23 protein-coding genes are annotated in these 21483 nt (G+C 62.5%); all 23 read left to right on the top strand.

The genetic code is table 11. The features are described 5' to 3' along the window. Nucleotides 1-273, top strand: a 273-nt coding sequence (locus HY737_02770; GenBank protein MBI4597309.1) for an aldehyde dehydrogenase, incomplete at its 5' end; no start/stop codon positions are given. Between the two features lie 28 nt (nt 274-301). Next, on the top strand, nt 302-1513 hold the full coding sequence (locus HY737_02765) for a phosphoglycerate kinase (GenBank protein ID MBI4597308.1): 1212 nt from the start codon (nt 302-304) through the stop codon (nt 1511-1513). Next, nucleotides 1510-2289 (top strand): triose-phosphate isomerase, encoded by a 780-nt coding sequence (locus HY737_02760; GenBank protein MBI4597307.1) that lies wholly within the window; start codon nt 1510-1512, stop codon nt 2287-2289. Before HY737_02765 ends, HY737_02760 begins: the two co-directional genes overlap by 4 nt. Further along, a complete protein-coding gene (secG, locus tag HY737_02755) occupies nt 2289-2675 on the top strand; it encodes a preprotein translocase subunit SecG (GenBank protein ID MBI4597306.1) in 387 nt (128 codons plus the stop codon). The genes HY737_02760 and secG overlap by 1 nt, the downstream gene beginning before the upstream one ends. Before the next feature lie 17 nt (nt 2676-2692). Continuing rightward, nucleotides 2693-4282, top strand: a complete 1590-nt coding sequence (locus HY737_02750; GenBank protein MBI4597305.1) for a peptide-binding protein — start codon at nt 2693-2695, stop codon at nt 4280-4282. A gap of 24 nt (nt 4283-4306) precedes the next feature. Next, nucleotides 4307-5287, top strand: a complete 981-nt coding sequence (locus HY737_02745) for an ABC transporter permease (GenBank protein MBI4597304.1) — start codon at nt 4307-4309, stop codon at nt 5285-5287. 78 nt (nt 5288-5365) lie between these two features. Further along, entirely contained in the window at nt 5366-6163 is a 798-nt protein-coding gene (locus HY737_02740) for an ABC transporter permease (GenBank protein MBI4597303.1), read from the top strand. A 44-nt stretch (nt 6164-6207) separates the two neighbouring features. Then, the gene (locus tag HY737_02735) at nt 6208-6951 is read left to right on the top strand and encodes an ABC transporter ATP-binding protein (protein ID MBI4597302.1); all 744 of its coding nucleotides are present in this window, start codon (nt 6208-6210) and stop codon (nt 6949-6951) included. Beyond that, the gene (locus HY737_02730) at nt 6944-7711 is read left to right on the top strand and encodes an ABC transporter ATP-binding protein (protein MBI4597301.1); all 768 of its coding nucleotides are present in this window, start codon (nt 6944-6946) and stop codon (nt 7709-7711) included. The genes HY737_02735 and HY737_02730 overlap by 8 nt, the downstream gene beginning before the upstream one ends. Beyond that, nucleotides 7686-9596, top strand: a complete 1911-nt coding sequence (locus HY737_02725; GenBank protein MBI4597300.1) for a tetratricopeptide repeat protein — start codon at nt 7686-7688, stop codon at nt 9594-9596. The genes HY737_02730 and HY737_02725 overlap by 26 nt, the downstream gene beginning before the upstream one ends. Before the next feature lie 42 nt (nt 9597-9638). After that, nucleotides 9639-10232 carry a MarC family protein gene (locus HY737_02720; protein ID MBI4597299.1) on the top strand — a complete coding sequence of 198 codons (594 nt, stop codon included), beginning with the start codon at nt 9639-9641 and terminating at the stop codon, nt 10230-10232. Then, nucleotides 10232-11482, top strand: a complete 1251-nt coding sequence (gene glgC / locus HY737_02715; GenBank protein MBI4597298.1) for a glucose-1-phosphate adenylyltransferase — start codon at nt 10232-10234, stop codon at nt 11480-11482. The genes HY737_02720 and glgC overlap by 1 nt, the downstream gene beginning before the upstream one ends. A 36-nt stretch (nt 11483-11518) precedes the next feature. Further along, nucleotides 11519-12322, top strand: a complete 804-nt coding sequence (locus tag HY737_02710; protein MBI4597297.1) for a thiazole synthase — start codon at nt 11519-11521, stop codon at nt 12320-12322. Nucleotides 12323-12346: 24 nt separating this feature from the next. Next, nucleotides 12347-13645 carry a 3-isopropylmalate dehydratase large subunit gene (locus tag HY737_02705; GenBank protein MBI4597296.1) on the top strand — a complete coding sequence of 433 codons (1299 nt, stop codon included), beginning with the start codon at nt 12347-12349 and terminating at the stop codon, nt 13643-13645. Nucleotides 13646-13668: 23 nt separating this feature from the next. Next, entirely contained in the window at nt 13669-14286 is a 618-nt protein-coding gene (locus tag HY737_02700; GenBank protein MBI4597295.1) for a 3-isopropylmalate dehydratase, read from the top strand. Further along, nucleotides 14267-15418, top strand: coding sequence for a 3-isopropylmalate dehydrogenase (locus tag HY737_02695; protein MBI4597294.1), 1152 nt, complete (start codon nt 14267-14269; stop codon nt 15416-15418). Before HY737_02700 ends, HY737_02695 begins: the two co-directional genes overlap by 20 nt. 6 nt (nt 15419-15424) lie before the next feature. Next, nucleotides 15425-16504: an aspartate-semialdehyde dehydrogenase gene (locus HY737_02690; GenBank protein MBI4597293.1), complete on the top strand. Its 1080-nt coding sequence runs from the start codon at nt 15425-15427 to the stop codon at nt 16502-16504. After that, nucleotides 16501-17280 (top strand): tRNA pseudouridine(38-40) synthase TruA, encoded by a 780-nt coding sequence (gene truA, locus HY737_02685; GenBank protein MBI4597292.1) that lies wholly within the window; start codon nt 16501-16503, stop codon nt 17278-17280. Before HY737_02690 ends, truA begins: the two co-directional genes overlap by 4 nt. Before the next feature lie 3 nt (nt 17281-17283). Then, the gene (locus tag HY737_02680) at nt 17284-18234 is read left to right on the top strand and encodes a class I SAM-dependent methyltransferase (protein MBI4597291.1); all 951 of its coding nucleotides are present in this window, start codon (nt 17284-17286) and stop codon (nt 18232-18234) included. Between the two features lie 37 nt (nt 18235-18271). After that, nucleotides 18272-18700 (top strand): 50S ribosomal protein L13, encoded by a 429-nt coding sequence (gene rplM / locus HY737_02675; protein MBI4597290.1) that lies wholly within the window; start codon nt 18272-18274, stop codon nt 18698-18700. 99 nt (nt 18701-18799) lie between these two features. Then, on the top strand, nt 18800-19174 hold the full coding sequence (rpsI, locus tag HY737_02670) for a 30S ribosomal protein S9 (protein ID MBI4597289.1): 375 nt from the start codon (nt 18800-18802) through the stop codon (nt 19172-19174). 68 nt (nt 19175-19242) lie between these two features. Beyond that, nucleotides 19243-20280 carry an N-acetyl-gamma-glutamyl-phosphate reductase gene (locus HY737_02665; GenBank protein ID MBI4597288.1) on the top strand — a complete coding sequence of 346 codons (1038 nt, stop codon included), beginning with the start codon at nt 19243-19245 and terminating at the stop codon, nt 20278-20280. Beyond that, nucleotides 20280-21473 carry a bifunctional glutamate N-acetyltransferase/amino-acid acetyltransferase ArgJ gene (gene argJ, locus HY737_02660; GenBank protein ID MBI4597287.1) on the top strand — a complete coding sequence of 398 codons (1194 nt, stop codon included), beginning with the start codon at nt 20280-20282 and terminating at the stop codon, nt 21471-21473. The genes HY737_02665 and argJ overlap by 1 nt, the downstream gene beginning before the upstream one ends. The last annotated feature ends 10 nt before the right edge of the window (nt 21474-21483 follow it).

Genomic DNA, 21483 nt, shown 5'->3' with positions numbered 1-21483 from the left:
GTGTTTAAGGCGGCGGCGGAGGGCCCGATGAAGCGCATCCTGCAGTACAACACCGACCCGCTCGTCTCCAAGGATTTCAACGGCAACCCGCACTCGTGCATCTTCGACGCGACGCTGACGGCGGTCATCGACAAGACGCTGGTCAAGACCTTCGGGTGGTACGACAACGAGTGGGGCTACTCCAACCGCGTCATCGATTTGCTGGAGTACGTGGCGAAGAAAGGTTTTAGCGCGGGCAATTCCTCAGCAGCCAAGGCTACCGTTGGTGTCTAATGGTTAAATCCCAAAACCCAAATTCCAAATGAAGCAGACCGTGAAAGATGTGGACGTGAATAAGAAGCGGGTATTGATCCGGGTGGATTTCAACGTGCCGCTGGAGAAGGGGACCGGCGCGATCACCGACGATACCCGCATCCGCGAAAGCCTCCACACGATCACCGACTGCCTGGAGCGCGGGGCGACCGTGATCTTGATGAGTCATCTGGGCCGCCCCGACGGCAAGAAGGTTCCATCGCTGTCGCTGCAGCCTGTGGCCGCGCGGCTGGCCGAATTACTCAAGAAGCCGGTGCTCTTCCTCAATGACTGCATTGGACCTCAGGTGGAAGCGACCGTGATGACCTTAGCCCCCGGGCAGGTGTGCGTGCTGGAGAACCTTCGATTTTACGCGCAGGAAGAAGCGAACGATCCGAATTTCGCCGCCCAACTCGCGAAGCTCGGCGAGCTCTACGTCAATGACGCCTTCGGGACGGCCCACCGAGCGCACGCATCCACCGAAGGCGTGGCCCGCTTGCTGCCGGCGGTGGCCGGTTTTCTGATGGAAAAGGAGATTCAGTATTTGGATCACGCTCTGGCCAATCCGAAGCGCCCCTACGCCGCAATCCTCGGCGGGGCAAAAGTCTCCGATAAGATCGGCGTGGTGAGACGGCTGCTGGAGCGGGTGGATCGGCTGCTCATCGGCGGGGGCATGTCGTATACGTTCTTACAGGCGCAAGGGCGGGCCATCGGCTCCTCGAAGCTGGAGGCGGATAAAGTGGGGCTGGCCAAGGAGCTGCTGGCCCAGGCGAAGGCGCGCGGGGTGACGGTGGTGCTGCCGGAGGATCACGTCATCACGACGTCGCTGGACGATCCCGCGAGCCCGGTCAAGACGGTGGACGTCGGGCAGATTCCAGACGGCTGGTCAGGGGTTGACATCGGGCCGAAAACGATCACGGCGTTTACGGCAGCGCTCTCAGATGCGAAGACCGTCGTCTGGAACGGCCCGGTCGGCGTGTTTGAGCAAGCACGGTTCAGCCAGGGCACGCGGCGGATCGCCGAAGCGCTTGCGGCTCTGAGAGCCACCACCATCATCGGCGGCGGCGATAGCGCTGCGGCCGTGCAGCGCTTCGGGCTTGCCGAGCGCATGAGCCACATCTCCACCGGCGGCGGAGCGTCCTTAGAGTTCCTCGAAGGCAAGGTGTTGCCCGGGATCGCCATCCTCAGAGATCGACCTGCAGAGCCTGCTGCCGCGAAATGATCACGAGAAAGCCTTTCATTTGTGGCAACTGGAAAATGCACCTGACGATTGCGGAGTCGCAAGCGCTCATCCAGCGGCTGAAGGCCTCGTGCGACACCGAGGCGGTGGATGTCGCGGTCTGCCCTCCGTTTACGGCGTTGTCCGCCGCCGCCAGCGCCGCCCGGAGCTCGCGCATCCGCGTCGGGGCCCAAAATCTGTTTTGGGAGCCGCAGGGCGCGTTCACCGGCGAAATCTCCGCCGCGATGCTCAAAGACGCCGGCTGCGCGATCGTGCTCATCGGGCACTCCGAGCGGCGCACGGTGTTCGGCGAGACCGATGAAATGGTGAACAGCAAATTGGGCGCAGCGCTGAAACACGGCTTGGCTCCGATCGTCTGCATCGGCGAAACCTTGGCCGAGCGGGATGCGGGTCGAACACTGGACGTGCTGAGGCGCCAGCTCGAGGCCGGGTTCAACGGTATCGCCGCCGCCGGATGGGATCGAGTCACGATCGCGTATGAGCCGGTCTGGGCGATCGGCACCGGCCGCAACGCAACCCCTGAGCAGGCTCAAGTGGCCCATGCGTTTGTGCGGCAATGGATTGGCCAGTCGGTCGCGCCAGCGACCGCTGCGCGGGTGCGGATTCAATACGGCGGCAGCGTGAACGCCTCGAATGCGCTCAGCGTGCTGCAGCAGCCTGATGTGGACGGGGCCCTCGTCGGCGGGGCCAGTCTCAAGGACGAGGCGTTTTCAGCGATCGTCAAGGCGGCAGCCGAAGCGAAAGTGGTGGTGAAATAATGTACGGACTCGTGATGGTGATCCATGTGCTCGTGGCGTTGTTTCTCGTCATCGTCGTGCTGCTGCAGGGAGGGCGCGGCGGCATGGCGGAGACGATGGGCGGAGTCGCGGCGCAATCATTGTTCGGCGGCGGAGCCAACCTGGTGATGACAAAACTCACGGCCGGGGTCGCCGCGCTGTTTATGGTGACGTGCCTGTCGCTGGCGGTGCTCTCCAGCGCGCGCGGGCGCTCGGTGACTGAGCAACTGCCCATGTCCATTGATCAATTGCCGGCGGCCTTGCCACCAGGAACACCCTCGATCCCCACACCTGCGACTCCAGCAGCACCGACCACGACGGCGCCGAGCACACCATCCAGCGCACCGCCTTCGACCACCACGCCATAGTGACAGTTCGCCGAGGAGTGTTGCTGTTCACACTCCTCCTCACCCCTTCGCTGTGCGACGCCGCGCAGGACCATCCGGTGGCTGGGGATGCGATCATTGAAGGATCGATCGGCGACGCCAGCCGGCTGTTGCCGATTCTCGCCTCCGATTCCGCCTCGGGAGACATCGTCGGCCTCCTCTTCAACGGCTTGCTGAAATACAACGAGCGGCTGGACATCGTCGGGGACCTGGCCGAGTCATGGGACGTCAGCCCTGACGGCATGACCATCACGTTTGTCTTGCGGCCCAACGTGCGATGGCATGATGGTGTGCCGGTCACCGCCAGGGATGTCCGGTTTACGTATCAAAAGCTCATCGATCCTGCCGTGCCCACGCCGTTTTCCAGCAACTACGCGCTGGTGAAATCGGTTGAGGTCCTGGATGCGCGCACCGTCCGCGTCACCTATCGGGAGCCATTTTCCCCGGCCCTCGAAAGCTGGATGATCGGGGTGATGCCTGAGCATCTGCTGGAGCATGACGACGTCAGCCGCACACCGCTGCTTCGCCGTCCCATCGGCCATGGCCCGTATCGGTTCGTCCGTTGGAAGACCGGCGAGCTCATCGAGCTGGCGGCGAACCCGGATTATTTCGAGCATCGGCCGTGGATTGATCGGTATCTCTATCGCGTCATCCCGGATCAGACCACGCTGTTTCTTGAGCTGCTGACCCGCGGGGTTGATTCGACGAGCCTGACACCGCTGCAATTCACCAAACTCACGAATCGGCCGGCGATCAGCCGGTCCTACCAGAAGTTTCGCTATCCCTCCTTCGGCTTTACCTATGTCGGCTACAATCTCGCCGATGAGCGGTTTCGGGATGTCCGGGTCCGCCAAGCCATCAACCTCGCCCTGGATAAGCAAGCGATCGTCGACGGGGTGCTCTATGGGTTAGGCCAGGTGGCGACCGGCCCGTATCCCAAAGAGTCGTGGGCCTATGATCCCTCCGTGATCCCAGCGCCTCGGGATCTGGCATCGGCGAAGCGCCTGCTTGCCGCTGCCGGGTGGGCGGATCATGACGGCGATGGCGTGATCGACAAGGCTGGGGCGCCGTTTCGCTTCACGCTGCTGACGAATCAAAATGAGGTGCGGCAGCAGGTGGCGGAGCTCATCCAACAGCACCTCAGGACGATTGGCATCGAGATGAACATCCGCGTCGTGGAATGGAGCGTGTTCGTCCATGAGTTCATCGATAAGCGCCGCTTTGAGGCCGTCTTGCTGGCCTGGAACCTCTCGCGCGATCCGGATCTCTTCAGCTTGTTCCATTCCTCAGAAACCAAGGAAGGGCAGTACAATTTTGTCGGCTATGCCAATCGCGACGTGGATCGGCTGCTTGAGGACGGGCGGCGCGTCTTTGATCGGGTCGAGCGCGAGCGCATTTATCATGAGGTGCATCGGCGGCTGTATGAGGATCAACCCTACACGTTTCTGTTCGTCAGCGATGCGCTGCCGATCGTCGCCTCGCGCTTTCGCCGTGTGCGCGCGACACCGATTGGCATCGGCCACAATTTCATCGACTGGTACGTCCCTTCCGCCGAGCAGCGCTACAAGAGCAAACAACTTGTCCCCTGAACGATGAACGACCGCGCGATGTGAATGCTGACATATCTGGTGCGTCGTCTCATCGGTCTCGTCCCCATCCTTTTCCTCATTACCGTGGTGTCATTCGGCATCATGCATCTGGCCCCGGGCAAGCCGGTGGATGCGGCCGGGGCGTTCAACCCCAAGGTCTCCCTCGAAGTCCGCCAACGATTAGCGCAGCTCTACGGCTTGGACCAGCCGCTCATCCGTCAGTATCTTGGGTGGCTCCGCCGAGTCGTTCAGCTCGATTTTGGCCGCTCATTTCTTGATGATCGCCCCGTCGGTGAGAAAATTTTGGAGCGGCTGCCGGTCACCCTGACGATTAATATCGCCTCGCTGGCACTCATCCTCATCATCGCCATCCCGCTGGGCGTCCTCGCGGCCGCCTCTCCAGGCAGCCGTTTTGACCAGGCCACAACGGTGTTCGTGTTTGTCGGGTACTCCATCCCGACATTTTGGTTGGCCCTCCTGGGCATGGAGTTCTTCGGGGTGCGGCTGGGATGGCTGCCAATTTCCGGCATGCATACCGTCGACTATGAATCATTCCCATGGTGGCAGCGCGGCGCTGACTTGGCCTGGCATCTCGTCTTGCCGGTCGGGATGACGGCGTTTGCCAGCCTGGCCGGCCTCTCTCGCTACATGCGCTCCAGTATGGCCGAGGTGCTGCGCGCGGACTACATCAGGACGGCGAGAGCGAAGGGGGTCGCGGAGTCGCGCGTGCTGTTCCATCACGGGTTGCGCAACGCGCTGCTGCCGTTGATCACGATCCTGGGTCTGTCCGTGCCGGATCTGATCGGCGGCAGCGTCATTGCGGAGACCATTTTCTCCATCCCAGGGATGGGGCGGCTGCTGTATGACGCGGTGATGGCTCGGGATTATCCCGTGGTGATGGCGCTCGTGACCATCGGAGCCGTGCTGACGCTGATCGGCAATGCGCTCGCCGACATCGCGTATGCGGCGGCTGATCCACGCATCCGCGTCGGCAAAACCACATGACATTGACGATTGACGATGTTCGATTGACGATTCATTGTCGATGTGTGATTTTCAATCGACAATCGGAAATCCATTAGGATGAGTACTCGCGCGGCGGTTGTCGGAGCGGTGGTGTTGCTGGTTGTCTTCTTCGTGGCAGTGGCGGCGCCGTGGCTTGCTCCGTGCGATCCGACCCACGTGAATCTTTCGCAGGCCCTTGAGCCGCCGTCGATGGCGCATTGGCTGGGCACCGATCAGCTTGGCCGCGATGTCATGAGCCGCCTGATGTGGGGGGCGCGCATTTCGTTGCTGGTCGGCGTCATCGCGGTTAGCATCGCGGTGGTGGTCGGCACCTTGCTCGGCGCGTGCGCAGGCTTCTTTGGCGGATGGGTTGATGCGGTGCTCATGCGCCTGGTTGACACGATGCTGTCGATTCCCACGGTCTTCCTGTTGCTCGCGGTCATCGCGCTGGTGGGGCCGAGCATTGAGCTGATCATGGTGGTGATCGGCCTCACCAGTTGGATGGGGGTCGCGCGGCTCGTCCGCGCGGAATTGCTGAGTTTGAAAGAGCGGGAGTTTGTGCTGGCGGCCCGCGTGCTCGGCGCCTCCTCCGCCAGGCTGCTGTGCCGGCATTTGCTGCCGAATGCCATCGCCCCGGTGCTGGTCGCCGCGACACTTGGGGTCGGCGGGGCGATTCTGACGGAATCAGCGCTCAGCTTCCTCGGCTTAGGCGTGCAGCCGCCCACGCCGAGCTGGGGCAATATCCTCAATGAAGGACGGATCGCGCTCGGGATCGCGTGGTGGCTGACCGTGTGCCCGGGGCTGTGCATTCTGGTGACGGTGTTGGCGTTTAACCTCTTGGGGGAAGGAATCCGCGAGCGGATCAGCAAGGTCTGATCTCAGATATCGCGCATCGCGATATCTGAGATCGCCTGGAAGCTATGTCATTATTGAGCATTGAGAGCCTTTCTGTGTCGTACCGGAGCCGTGATCAACTGACCACGGCGGTGCGCGGGGTCAGCTTTGACGTGGAGCCCGGCGAAATCCTCGCCCTCGTCGGTGAATCCGGTTCAGGCAAGAGCAGTGTGGCCCTGGCCCTGACCCGCCTGCTGCCGGTTCCGCCGGCGGTGATCTCCGGCCGGGTGATGATGGAGGGGGCCAATCTCCTCGAGGCGTCGCCTGCGCAATTGCGCGCGATCCGCGGCGGGAAGATCGCGTATGTGTTTCAAGAGCCGGCCACCTCGCTGAATCCTGTGCTGACGATCGGCGAGCAGCTCATCGAAGCTATGAGGCTGCATACGGCATCGCGCGGGATCACCGCCCGCGCGCTGGCGGTGGAGTGGCTGCAACGCGTGGGAATGGATTCGGCTGCCGGACGGATGTCAGCCTACCCGCATGAATTTTCCGGCGGCATGCAGCAGCGCGTCATGCTCGCCATGGCGTTGGCCGCTGCGCCGGTTCTGCTGGTGGCTGATGAGCCCACGACGGCGCTCGATGTGACCGTGCAGGTGCACATCTTGCGCCTCCTGCGCGACCTCCAGCGACGGCTGAACCTGGCGGTCCTGCTGATCACGCATGATCTGCTCGTGGTGGAGCGGCTAGCACACCGCGTGGGCGTGATGAAGGCCGGCCGGCTGATGGCGTTGGGATCAACATCCGAGGTCTTGCGGAAGGCGCATGGCTGACGCGGTGATCGACGCGATGGCTGTTGAGAAGAGGTTTCATCCCCGGGCGGCGCTGTGGGGGCGGAGCCTGCCGGCGATTCCTGCCGTTGATGGGGTGACGTGCCGCCTTCTGCCGGGGGAACGGTTCGGCATCGTTGGAGAGTCCGGGTGCGGGAAGACCACCTTGGCGAAAATCATGGTTGGCTTGCTCCCTCCGACCCGCGGGGAAGTTCGGCGATCTGGGCGGATCCAATACGTGTTTCAGAACCCGATGAATAGCCTGAATCCTCGCATGACGGTGCGAGAGACGGTTGGCGAAGGCTTGGTCATCCACCGATTGGCTCGAGGGGTTGCCTTGCGCCGGCGGGTCGCAGAGCTTCTGGAGGCCGTCAAGCTGCCCGCCTCATTCGCGGCGCGGTATCCGCGTCAGCTCAGCGGGGGGGAGCGTCAGCGGGTGGGGATTGCGCGGGCACTCTCGGTTGAACCTGATGCCGTGATCTGCGATGAGCCCATTGCCTCCTTGGATGTCTCGGTGGGCGCGCAGATCATCGACCTCTTGCGCGATCTCTCGCAGCGGCGAACGATGGCGCTGCTCTTCATCTCCCATGATGTGCGGGCCGTGGCGTCCTTGTGTGAGCGCATCGCCGTGATGCGCCGCGGCCGCTTCGTCGAGGTCGGACCGACCGAGTTGATCACCACGCAGCCGCAGCAGGCGTATACCCAGCTGCTGCTTCGCAGTGCCGCCCTAGATCTTGATGCCGATAACGCCGATCACCGCTGATTCTCAGCGCAGATTTCCGCGGATCAGCGGTCATCTGCGAAGCCATCTGCCGCAATCTGCGTCCTCATGGTTTAAGATTTTAATCATTCTCACCGGGCTCTGGGCGTACCACAATAGTTTCGGCGGGCCGTTCATCTTCGACGATATTCCCGCGATCGTGACGAATCGGCACGTCCACCATCTCTGGCCGTTGTGGGATGTCTTGACGGCGGCCGAGCGCGGCGCATTCAACGGCCGCCCGCTCATTACCTTCACGCTGGCCCTCAACTACGCGTTGGGCGGGGTGACGGTGTGGGGGTATCACGCGGTGAACCTGGCGATTCATCTTGCCGCGTCGCTGGCGCTCTTCGGCATCGCCCGCCGAACCATCAGGATGCGCCAGAGGCTTCCTGAAGGGCCGGGCACCTCAGGCGCTGCCGAGGGGCTCGCACTGGCGGTGGCCCTGATCTGGCTGGTCCATCCGCTGCAGACCGCGAGCGTCACCTACATCATCCAACGCTCCGAATCGTTGATGGGGCTTTGCTATTGTGCCGCGCTCTACAGCGTCATCCGCAGCGCTGAGGCGGCGCATCCTCGAAGGTGGCGCATGGCGGCCGTGGTCTGGTGCGGGCTCGGCATGGCCAGCAAGCCAAGCATGGCCACCTTGCCGTTCGTCGCCTTCGCGTACGATCGGTTTGTCCTATCACGAACAGAGGCAGATGCGCGGTGTCAGCGCCGCTCCCTGTTCCTCTCCCTGATCACGGTGTGCGCGATCATCGGCGGGGTGTTGCCGTTCATCACCGTCCTGGCAGCGCCGGAGGCCAGCTTCCCGTATCAGCCGGTCACCCCATGGGCCTACCTGCTCACGCAGACGAAGGTCGTGTGGCATTATCTGCGGCTTGTCGTGTGGCCTTCGCCGCTCGCACTGGATTACGCGTGGCCGCTCAGCACCCGGTTGGCTGATGTGTGGCCGGCGGCGCTGGGATGCGTGGCGGTCCTCATCCTCATTGGCTGGGCGCTGCGCCGAGCGCCGGTCGCGGGCGGACTCGCGGCGATCGCCGTGGCGCTGCTAGCCCTCAGCTCAAGCGTCGTTCCGCTCGCCGATGCCGCCTGCGAGTACCGCATGTATCTGCCGCTGGCTCCGATCATCGCCCTGATCGTGCTCGGCGCATGGCGCCTGCTCGGGCGGTTCGCTCCGCCGTCTGCGCGTCCCCGGATCGCCGCCGGACTGCTCGCGGTGTCGGTCGTCGTGCTGGGGAGCCGCACGATTCGGCGAAACGCCGACTATCGCAGCAGCGACGCGATCTGGGCGGCGACGGTGGCGGCGCGCCCGGATAATCCCCGAGCGCGTCTGTATCTCGGCAATGCGCTGATCGACGCTGGACGGCGCGATGAGGCGCGCGCGCAATTAACACGAGCGCTCCAGCTGAAGCCTGACTACGCCGAGGCGCACAGCAATCTCGGCAAGATCCTGGAGCAGCAAGGCGATCTGGGTGCGGCGATGCGGCGGTACCAGCGCGCGCTGGCGATCAACCCTTTGCTGATCGAGGCGCACAACAACGCGGCCAATGTCCACATGAGGCTCGGACAGCCGTCGGCGGCCATCGCCGCCTATCACCGCGCGCTGCAGATCGCTCCGCATGCGGCGACCGTCCGGTACAATCTCGGCAATGCGTATGCGCAACAAGACCGCTGGGCGGAGGCCGCCGCCGCGTACGCCGCGGCCATCCGCGATGATCCTACGCTGGCGGAGGCTCGGCTCAATTTCGGCAATGTCCTGTTGCATCAAGGGAAGACGCTTGATGCGATCGCCCAGTACGCGGAGCTCTTGCGGCAACAGCCCGCCCATGCGGCTGCGCGCCGCAACCTGGCAGCCGCCCGGCAGCGCCTCACGTCGGATCCGTAGCTCTCGCAATCTCCGCCGATTGGCGTTATAATATTTCTTCCTATGATGGAGCGTTTTTGGCACGCGTTTGTGCCGCTGTTTATCGCCTTCGACGGCGTGGGCTTGCTGCCGGTGTTTTGGCAGCTCTCGCATCGCCTGAGCAGCCGGCAGCGGCAGCGCGCCGCCACCGAGGCGGTGGCGACCGCGTTCCTCGTCGCTGCCGTCTTTCTCTGGGCGAGCCGGCCGCTGTTTCGGCTGATGGGGTTGGAGCTGGCCGACGTGATGGTGGCCGGCGGATCCATTCTCTTTGTGCTCTCACTGCGCGAGCTGCTCATGCCGGGCAAGTCCTCGAGGATCCGCGATGTCCATGTCGGCGTCGTCCCCGTCGGGGTGCCGCTGCTCGCCGGCCCGGCGGTGCTGACGATGACGATCTTGGTGCGGGAGCGCTACGGCTGGGGGCTGGCCGTGGCCGCCCTCGTGGCGAACATGCTGGTCATCTGGGCGCTGTTGCAGGCGTGCGAGTGGCTCATGCGCCGGCTGGGGCGCGACGGCTCCCAGGTCATTTCAAAAATCACCAGCCTGATCCTCACGGCCTTCGGGATCATGCTGATGCGGGAAGGGATTGGCGCGATGCTGAATCGCCCGCTCATCCTGTGATGCGTCGGATCCTGGCGTTTGTGATGGCGGGAGGAAAAGGCGAGCGGCTGCTGCCGCTGACCAAGGATCGGGCCAAGCCGGCCGTGCCTTTCGGCGGCACGTACCGGATCATCGATTTTACGCTCTCCAATTGCATCAACTCCGGCATTCGGAAAATCCATGTGCTCGTGCAGTACAAGTCCCACTCCTTGCAGCGGCATCTGATCATGGGCTGGAATATCTTCCACAGCGAGCTGGGCGAATATATCGACGTGATTCCGGCTCAGCAGCGCACCGGCGATCACTGGTACTTAGGCACGGCGGATGCGATTTACCAGAACATCAATTCCATTGAGCAGGAAAACCCGGATCAGGTCCTCGTTTTGGCGGGCGATCACATCTACAAGATGAATTACGCGGAGATGGTGGCCTTCCATGAGGCGCAGCGCGCGGAAGTGACGGTCGGGGTCATCGAGATGGATCTCGCGCGGGCGAAAGGGTTCGGGATCGTCGAGGTGGACGAGGCCGATCGGGTCGTCGGCTTTGAAGAAAAGCCGGAGCGCCCGAAGACCCTTCCGGGGCAGCCGGACCGCTGCTTCGCCTCGATGGGCATCTACGTCTTTAATCGGGAGCTCCTGCAGCACGCGCTGGTGGGCGATGCGCGCCGCGCGGAGAGCAGCCACGATTTCGGCCGGGACGTGCTGCCGGCCGCGGCCCGCAACGTGAAAGTGGTGGCGTACCATTTCAAGGACGAGAACAAGCACACCTCAAAATATTGGCGCGACATCGGGACCTTGGACGCGTATTACGAGGCCAACATGGAGTTGGTGCAAGTGACACCGCAGTTCAATTTCTATGACCGCGCCTGGCCGATCCGCACGTACCATGAGCAGTGGCCGCCGGCCAAAACCGTGTTCGCCGATGAAGCCACCGGCCGCGTGGGGTCGGTGCTGGATTCGCTCGTGTCGAATGGCTGCATCATCAGCGGGGGGCAGGTCAAGCGCTGCGTGCTCTCGCCTGATGTGCGCATCAATAGTTACGCGACGGTGGAAGACTCGATTCTGATGGAGCACGTCGAAGTCGGGCGGTACGCGAAGATCCGTCGGGCGATTATCGATAAAGACGTCATCATTCCGCGCTATGCGGAGATTGGTTACAACCTCGAGGAAGACCGTCGTCGGTTTCATGTGACCGAATCCGGCATCGTGGTCGTCGGCAAAGGGACCGTGATCGAAGAGCCGCGGCCGGCGGTGTCGTTGGTGGGAACGTAGCGTGTGACCACGTGGCCACCTGGACACAAGAGGAAGATGAACGCGAACGGATTACAGATTGGTGATCGTGCTTTCTCGTCGAGGCTGATTGTTGGGACGGGGAAGTATGCGACGTTCGGGCTGATGCGCCAGGCGATTGAGGCGAGCGGAGCAGAGCTGGTCACCGTGGCGGTGCGACGGATCAATCTGGATCGGCCAAATGAGGAGAGCCTGCTGGATTATCTTGACCGAACGCGCCTCACCCTGCTGCCGAATACGGCGGGGTGCTACACGGCTGAGGAGGCGATTCGCACCGCCGCGCTTGGTCGGGAGGCTGGGCTGTCCAATCTCGTGAAACTTGAGGTGATCGGCGACCAGAAGACGCTCCTGCCAGATACGGAAGCGCTCCTGCGCGCCACGAAGGAGCTCGTGAGGGAGGGATTCGTGGTCATGCCGTACACGAATGATGATCCGATCATGGCCAAAAAGCTTCAGGATGCCGGGGCGGTGTGCGTGATGCCGCTGGCCGCTCCGATCGGCTCGGGATTAGGCATCATCAATCCGCTGAACATCCACTTCATTCTCGAGGCCGTTTCCGTGCCGGTGATCGTGGATGCCGGGGTGGGCACAGCGTCGGATGCGTCGATCGTGATGGAGCTGGGGGCTGACGGGGTGCTCATGAATACCGCGATCGCCGGCGCTTCGGATCCGGTGAAGATGGCGACGGCAATGCGCCTGGCCGTTGAATCCGGCCGGCTGGCGTTTGAGGCCGGACGGATCCCGAAGAAGCCGTACGCGTCGGCCTCCAGCCCTATGGAAGGCTTGAGCAAGGGCGATATCAGATATCAAACGGCCGTTTGATATCTGATATCGAACGGAGACACGATGGGCATGACACTGACAGAAAAAATCCTCGCCAGAGCGGCGAATCGCTCATCGGTCTGCCCGGGCGAGACCGTATGGGTGAAGGCCGACGTGCTGATGACCCATGATGTGTGCGGGCCGCCCACCATCGGGATTTTCCACGAGCAATTCGGGCGCTCGGCCAAGGTGTGGGATCGGGAAAAAGTCGTGATCATCCCGGATCATTACATCTTCACGAAGGATGAGAAGGCGCGCCGCAACGTCGAAACCCTGCGGACGTTTGCGGGCGAGCAGCGGCTGCCGCACTACTACGACCCGGGCACGAAGCGGTATAAGGGGGTGTGCCACATCGCCTTGGCCGAGGAAGGGCACACGCGCCCCGGCGAAGTCCTTTTCGGCACGGACTCGCATACCTGCACGGCCGGCGCCTTCGGCGAGTTTGCCACCGGCATCGGCAATACCGAAGCGGCGTTCGTGATGGGCACCGGCACCTTATGGCTGCGCGTGCCTCACACGCTGCGGTTCGTGTTCGAGGGCGCGCTGCCGCCGTATCTCATGGCGAAAGACCTGATGCTGACCGTGATTGGAACGATCGGCGTTGATGGCGGCACGTATAAAGCGCTCGAGTTTGATGGCGACGGGGTCTATAGCCTGAGCATGGAAGAGCGCATGACCTTGGTGAATATGACCATCGAAGCCGGAGGGAAAAACGGCCTGATCAATCCGGATCAGGTGACGATCAACAGCGTTGCGGCTAAAACGAAGAAACCGTTTCAAGCCCTCACGAGGGACGCCGACGCCTCGTATCTGAAGGAGTATCGCTTCGACTGCCGCGCCCTGGAGCCGGTTGTCGCGAAACCCTCGAGCCCCGACCATCACGCGACCGTGCGATCCGTCAGCGGGGTGGCGATCGACCGGGCGTACCTGGGGTCCTGCACCGGAGGCAAGCTCACGGACTTCCTCGCTGCGGCGCGGGTGATGAACGGCCGCCGCGTGAAGGTCAACACCTTTGTCGTGCCGGCCACGACGGAGATCGAACGGGCACTCGAGACCGCCAAGATCGACGGGCAGACGCTGAAGCAGATTTTTGAGCACGCCGGCTGCGTGATCGGGCCCCCGTCATGCGGGGCCTGTTTGGGCGGGCCCTTGGACACCCTGGGGCGCCTCAATGAGCCGATGGTGTGTATCAGCTCGACCAGCCGCAATTTCCCGGGTCGGATGGGGCATAAGCTGGCGCAAGTCTACCTGGCGTCGCCCCTGACCGTGGCGGCTTCAGCGGTGCGCGGCGTCATCACCGACCCTCGGGAGTTTTTGGCATGATCATGCCGTCTTCGAATCATAAGATTTCTGATGTGATCAAGGGCGCGATCTATGTGGTTGGGGATAATATCGACACCGACCAGATCATTCCTGCGCAGTATCTGAGTTTGGATCCCTCACGGTCCGACGAGAAGGCGAAGTTCGGCTGGTACGCGCTCTCTGGGGTGCCGGAAGCCGCGCAAGGGTTGCCCAAGGGCGGCACGCCGTTTAGCCGCGAAGGGCAGCCGCCCGGCCGGTTTCCCCTGATTGTGGCAGGCAAAAATTTTGGGTGCGGTTCGTCTCGGGAGCATGCGCCGATCGCGCTGCAGCAAGCCGGCGTGCGCGCGGTGATCGCCGAGTTTTTTGCCAGGATTTTCTACCGTAACTGCGTCAACGGCGGGTATCTGTTGCCGTGCGATTCGCCGGCTGAGCGGCTCTGCGACGTGGTTCACACCGGCATGGAGGGCGAGCTGGTGCTGGCGAATACGAGCAAGCCGGTGCTGTATGTGCCGGCCCTGAAGACCTCATGGACGCTGAGTCCGCTGAGCGACATTGTTCCGATGTTGGAGGCGGGGGATCTCTTTTCGTATGCTCGGGCGCGAGGCTTCATGCCAAGCTGCCCAACACCATTGCGAGTCAACGATGACCACCCGGACGACTAGAACGCAGATTACCGCAGATCTTCAACGCAGATCGCCGCAGATCAGTGGTAATCGGCGTAGCAATCTGCGGAAATCTGCGTCTTATCGGATTGCGGTGATTCCTGGAGATGGCACCGGCCCTGAAGTGATCCGCGAGGGCCGCAAAGTGCTTGAGGCGGCGGCGAGTCAGGGCCATTTTCGTCTTGAGTGGCGCGAGTATGACCTGGGGGGTGCTCGGTATTTGAAAACCAAAGAGACCCTGCCTTCGAGCGTCTTGAAAGAGCTGCGCGAGGCCGGCGCCATTTATCTCGGCGCCATCGGGCATCCCGACGTCAAGCCGGGAATCCTGGAGCAGGGCATTCTGCTACGGCTGCGCTTCGAGCTGGACCAATACATCAATCTGCGTCCGGTGAAGCTGTATCCCGGGGTGTGGACGCCCTTGAGGGATAAGCAGCCTGAGGACATCGACTTCGTGGTGGTGCGCGAGAACACCGAAGGGCTCTACGCCGGCGTGGGAGGATTTTTGCGCAAAGGCACGGCCGATGAGGTCGCGCTGCAGACGTCGGTGAACACGCGCAAGGGTGTTGAGCGCTGCATCCGCTTCGCGTTTGAGACGACGCGCAAGCGATCCAGAAAGAAACTGACGCTGTGCGGCAAGACCAATGTGCTGACCTTCGCGCACGATTTATGGCAGCGCGTGTTTGAAGACGTCGCCAAGGAGTACAAGGATATTCAAACTGATTACACCCATGTCGATGCCTGCTGCATGTGGATGGTGAAGAACCCCGAGTGGTTTGACGTGATCGTCACGGATAACATGTTCGGCGACATCATCACGGACTTAGGCGCCATGATCCAAGGCGGCATGGGGATCGCGGCCGGCGGCAATCTGAATCCCCAGGGGGTCTCCATGTTTGAGCCGATCGGAGGCTCGGCCCCCAAGTACACCGGCAAGCATGTGATCAACCCGCTGGCGGCCATCTGTGCCGGTTCGATGATGCTCGAGCATTTGGGTCAGATGAAGGCTGCCGCCGCCATCGAGCGCGCGGTCATAAACATCACCGCGACGAAACTGAAGAGTCTTGCCGCCGGCAAGATGGGGTATTCCACCAGCGAAGTCGGCGATCTTGTTGTCAAGGGGCTTTTGGTCTAGGCACCGATGAAAAAAATCAACGTTGCAGTTGTCGGAGCCACAGGTGCTGTGGGCACCGAGATGCTGCGAGTCTTGCAGCAGCGGCGCTTTCCGGTGGTGGGGCTGAAAGTGCTGGCCTCAGCGCGGTCAGAAGGCCGTCGAGTGCCGTTCAACGGCTCCACGTATCGCGTGGAGGAGCTGACACCGCGATCGTTTGCCGGAATCGATGTGGCGCTCTTTAGCGCCGGGGCTGCCCGCAGCCTGGAGTTTGCTCCTGAAGCCGTCAAACGCGGGGCGATTGTCGTGGATAACTCCAGCGCGTTCCGCATGGCGCCGGAGGTCCCGCTGGTTATTCCGGAGGTCAATCCTCGCGCGCTGAAAGGCCATCAGGGCTTGATCGCCAATCCTAACTGCTCGACCATCATTATGCTCGTCCCGCTGGCCCCGTTGCATCGAGCGGCGCGGATCACGCGGATCATCGTGTCCACCTATCAGTCCGTCTCAGGGGCCGGCGCGAAAGCCATGTTTCAACTTTATGACGAAACGAAGCGAGCCTTGCGGCAGTTTCAGGTTTCACGTTCCACGTTTCAGGTTAAACCTCAACTTGAAACCTGGAACCTGAAACATGAAACCGTCTTACCGAAGCAGATTGCGTTCAACGTGATCCCCCAGGTCGACCTCTTCCTGAAGAACCGCTCCACGAAAGAAGAGATGAAGATGGTCAACGAGACTCGGAAGATTCTTGGGGAGCCGCAGCTTGCCGTGACGTCCACATGCGTTCGGGTGCCGGTGTTCCGAGCGCACTCCGAGGCGGTTTGGATCGAAACGAAACGGCCGCTCTCGGCCGAGCAGGCGGCCAGGCTCTTGCGCAAGGCGCCAGGCGTGACGCTGGTCGATGATCCTGCGCGCGGCGCCTATCCGCTGCCCATTGATGCGGGTGGGCAAGACAACGTCCTTGTCGGCCGGCTGCGCAGGGATGCGTCGGTGAAACGGGGCCTCGCCTTGTGGGTGAGCGGCGATAACCTGCGCAAGGGGGCGGCCACCAACGCCATCCAAATCGCTGAACTCCTCATCGGCGGTGCCAGGTCCAATTTTGTGAAGACATGACGAAGAGAGGACCTGGCACCGGAACTCGCACCCTCAAACTCACCATCGCCTACGACGGCACCCGATATGCGGGTTGGCAAATTCAGACACGCAACACGCAGACGCCAACCATCCAGGGAACGCTCCAGAAGGTTCTCAAGACCATCCTCCACGAAGACGTGCGGGTCATCGGCAGCGGCAGGACGGATGCCGGCGTGCATGCCGAAGCTCAAGTCGCTCACGTCAGAACCCGCTCGATGATCGAGACCAAGACGTTGCGCAAAGCCGCCAACCACCTCTTGCCCTCTGACATCGTCGTGACCAGCATTGAGGAGGCCTTAAGGGGGTTCCATGCGCAGTATGCTGCGAAGCGCAAGCGGTATCGTTACCGGATCTTTCTTGGGGATGCGCCCCCGCCCTTTATTCGGCCGTATGTGCATCGCGTGCATGCGCCGCTGAATCTCGCAGCCATGCGCCGGGAAGCCGCAGCGGCTAAGGGCGCGCATGATTTTCGCGCGTTTGCCCGCGAGGAAGGAAAGACGCTTCGGTCGACGCGCCGGACCATTTATGGCATCGCGCTTATCCGGCGCGGCAAGGAGCTTCATCTTGAGGTGGAGGGCAATGGGTTTCTTCATACGATGGTTCGAAGCCTCGCCGGCACCGTGATGGATGTCGGCCGCGGGCGATTGCCGCGTGGCATCGTGCGGCGGATGCTGCGGGAGGGCCAGCGGTCGCTGGCCGGCGCGACGGCGCCGGCGAAGGGGCTCACGCTCGTTTGCGTCGGCTATGATGATTGAGCCATGAAAAAGCCGACCCCACCGCCGGATGCCATCTTCCGGCCAGGGCCCCGCGGCGTCGGCCGCTACCAGCGTGCCAGCGTCATGGTGGATTTCATGGGGGCGTGCGGGTGGGGCCAGCCCCTGCTGAACCTCGGCTACTATCGCTTCTACGATATCCACAGTCTGATCACCGGGTTTAATTCAGGCCAGCGGAGGCTGGCGAAGTTTTCCATCGCGCTGCTGGATCTTCAATCAAGCGATGTGGTGCTGGATGCCGGCTGCGGCTTCGGCTGGACCACCAGCCGCATCGCGTCCCAGGCGGCGCGCGCCATCGGCCTTGACATCGCCGAGGCGCATGTGCGCGCCGCCCGGCAAACGTACCCCGCCTCCGAGCGCTTGGAGTTTATTCTGGGAGATGCGACCCGGCTGTGGGAGACGTTGGAAGCTCGGGGATTCGGCGAAGCCTCACTCGATAAGATCCACTGCCTAGAATCCGCGTTTCACTTCGGGTTCCCGGGACGCGAGGTGTTTCTCAAGGATGCGTTCCGGCTGCTGACGCCCGGCGGACGGCTGGTGCTGGTCGATTTCATGTGGCGATCCGCGCAGCCCGCGGAGATTGAGGCGGCGGATCCCGCCGGCATCGTGCGCCAGACGTGGCAATTTGAAAGCTTTGAGTCCATGGAGCGCTACCGGGCGATGGCGCGAGACTGCGGGTTCGCGGAGCGGCGGCTCCTTGACTGGAGCGAGCCGGTGCTGCAGCGTTGCCAGCGCATCGGCCAGGGCGTCCTGTGGTGCGGGCAGCGGCCCGCCACGCGGTGGGCGCTGTGCGCCATGCGTTCCGCCTTTCGCCGGCTCACTCCGGAGGATTGGATCTTGCTGGCGGAAGTGCTGCGGGCCCACGATGAGGTTCGCCGGCGCCTTCGCTACATCGCCCTCGTTTTGGAAAAGCCGCCGGGAGCTGGTCGCCGTTGACAACATCTTGAAGCCGAGCTATAATAACAACTTTCGAATGACCACGACATTTCCAGCAATCAAGAGTATCCAACGCCGTTGGATGGTGATTGACGCCAAGGATCAGGTCCTGGGACGGTTGGCGACTCGCATCGCCATGATCCTGCGCGGCAAGCACAAGCCGACGTTCACGCCGTTTCTCGACACGGGGGATTTTGTCGTGGTCATCAATGCGGACAAAGTCGCGGTGACCGGCAACAAGTTGAAAAACAAGGTGTACCGCCGGTATTCCGGCTACCCCAGCGGTCATAAGGAAATCACCTTGGAGCGGTTGCTCAAGACGCATCCGGAGCGCGTGATCAGCCAAGCGGTCAAAGGGATGATGCCGGACGGGTCGCTCGGGCGGCACCTGTTGACCAAGCTGAAGGTGTACGCAGGAGCGCAGCACCCCCATGCGGCACAGCAGCCAACCCCGTTGGCGAACTAAGCGAGTGTGAGAATGAACGAATCGGAGACAACGCAAGTCGATGCCGCCGCGTCCAGCGCCCGAGGGGCGGCGTCAACGCCGAAGGCGCCGGCGAGCCTGATGGCCACCGGCCGCCGCAAGACCTCGGTGGCTCGCGTGCGCTTGCTGCAGGGGCCAGGCGCGATTGAGGTGAACCGGCGGCCCTATGAGCAATACTTTCCGCGCGAAGCGCTTCGATTGTCGATCCGAGCTCCCCTGTTGCTGACGCACCAGATGGGCAAATATAACGTGGTCGTGAATGTTGAAGGCGGCGGGCTCACCGGCCAGGCCGATGCGATCCGTTTAGGGATCGCCCGCGCGCTGCTAAAAACGGACGAGTCGTATCGAACGGCCTTGCGTAGCGCTGGGCTCCTCACTCGGGATCCGCGGGAAAAGGAACGGAAGAAGTACGGGCAGAAGGGTGCCCGTAAGCGCTTCCAGTGGACGAAACGATAACTGCGATATCAGATATCGATTTCGATATCTGATATCGCCTTAGCTTGTGATAATATGAAACCTCACAGATGCCAACGATACGCGTCGCGATTGCAGGAGCGACCGGTTACACCGGCGAAGAGCTCCTGCGGATCCTCATCCATCACCCGCATGTTCAGCTTACCTATCTGGCCGCCTCGGCCAAATGGGGCCGCCCGACTCCTGTCTCTGAGGTCTATCCTCGTTTCGCCGGCCGCGTAGATCTCGCCGTCGAAGCGCTCAACCTCTCCCGTTGTACTGATGTCTCCGACGTGGTGTTTCTCGCCTTGCCGCATGGCATGGCGATGGAACTCGCCCCCAAGCTGCTGGCCGCGGGCAAACGGGTGATTGACCTCTCCGGCGACTTCCGCCTGCACGAGCCTTCGCTCTATCCACAGTGGTACACCTTCTCGCATACGCATCCTGAGTGGCTCAAACCAGGAGCCGCTGCGTATGGCCTGGCCGAGTTTTGTCAGGGGGAGATTGCCAAGGCCACGCTGGTGGCGAATCCTGGCTGCTACGCGACCAGCGTGCTGCTAGGGTTGCTGCCGCTGTTTCGGGCCAAGTTGGTGGATAGCCGCCGCGTCATCATCGATGCCAAATCAGGCGTCAGCGGGGCCGGACGCAAACCCGAGCCTTCATTGCTCTATGCGGAGATGTCCGAGAACCTGCGGGCCTATAAGGTCAATGCGCATCAGCATATGCCGGAGATCAATCAGACGATTCGCCAACTGACCGGCAGCGAGATCCAGATGGTCTTCGTGCCCCAAGTCATTCCGGCCACCCGCGGCTTGATCTCCATGCTCTACCTGCAGGCGAAGACGACTGAAGCGCAGGCTCGAGCCGCCTTCGCCGCGGCCTACTCCCCGGAGACCACGCCGTTCGTGCGCGTGCGCTCATCCGGTTTTCCGCAGCTATCCGAAGTGACGCACACCAACTACTGCGATCTCGGGATCATGGTTGACTCGGCGACCGGCACCATGCTGATCGCCAGCGCTTTGGACAATTTGGTGAAGGGCGCCGCCGGCCAAGCGGTGCAAAATCTCAATATCATGCACGGCTGGCCAGAGACCACCGGACTCCTCTGATGAAATGGATGAATGGCGGGGTGACCGCCGCGCTTGGGTTTAGAGCTTCAGCGGTCAACGCGGGGATCAAACGGCTCAATAAACCCGACCTCTCGCTCGTGGTTGCCGATGAGCTCGCTGTCGCCGCAGCGGTGGTGACGCGAAATCGTGTGAAAGCCGCTCCGGTGCTGATCAGCCAAGAGCGCATCCGCGCCGGTCAGGCTCAGGCGATTCTCCTCAACAGCGGGTGCGCTAATTGCATGACCGGTGTGGCCGGGCTTCGGGATGCCATGGTGGTCAGCCGATCCGTCGCAGGGGCCCTTCGGCTGACGGAGCGGCATGTCCTGATGGCGTCGACCGGAATGATCGGGCAACGGCTTCCCGTGGCTCGCATGCTGCGGAGCATCCCAGCCCTCGTGCAGCATCTGCATCGAGCGAATCATACCTCAGCGGCCTTGGGGATTCTCACGACGGATCTGAAGCCGAAGGAAGCGGCGGTCGAAGCCCGCATCCATGGGAGCGCCGTGCGGGTTGGCGGCATGGCGAAGGGATCCGGCATGATTGCTCCCTCGATGGCCACCATGCTCTGCGTGATGACCACGGATGCGGCCGTGGCCCCTTCGCTGTTGCGGCGTCTCCTGCGGCAGGCCGCGGCGAGGACATTTAACCAGATCACGATTGATGGCGACATGAGCACGAATGATACGGTCTTTGCGCTGGCGAGCGGCCGATCCGGAGCGCGCGTGACCGGAGCCGCTCAGAAGCCCTTTGTCCAGATGCTCCAGGCGGTCATGGAGCGACTGGCACTGATGATCGTGAGCGATGGCGAGGGAGCCACGCGCATGGCAGAAATCATTGTGGAAGGCGCTCGGACGGAGGGCGAAGCCTCACGGTGCGCGCGAAGCATTGCGAATTCTCCGCTGGTGAAAACGATGGTGGCGGGTGCCGACCCCAATGTTGGCCGGGTGGCGGCGGCGGCCGGAGCTTCAGGGGCCGTGTTCGATCCGAATCGCCTGGACATTTGGATCGAAGGGCAGCGCATGGTCGTAGGCGGCGTGGCCGTGCGATTGAGTGCTGCCGTCTCGCGTCGTCTCATGCAAGGCCCGAGCGTTCGCATTCACGTGCATCTGCATGCCGGGCGGGCCGCGAGTCGCATGCGCACCTGCGATTTGACTGAAGAGTATGTCCATATTAACGCACGGTATTCAACGTAACGGCGACACA

It is taken from the genome of Candidatus Omnitrophota bacterium, from assembly GCA_016209275.1.
GTDB lineage: Bacteria > Omnitrophota > Gorgyraeia > Aquiviventales > Aquiviventaceae > JACQWM01.
This window is presented reverse-complemented; position numbering and strand designations above follow the sequence as displayed.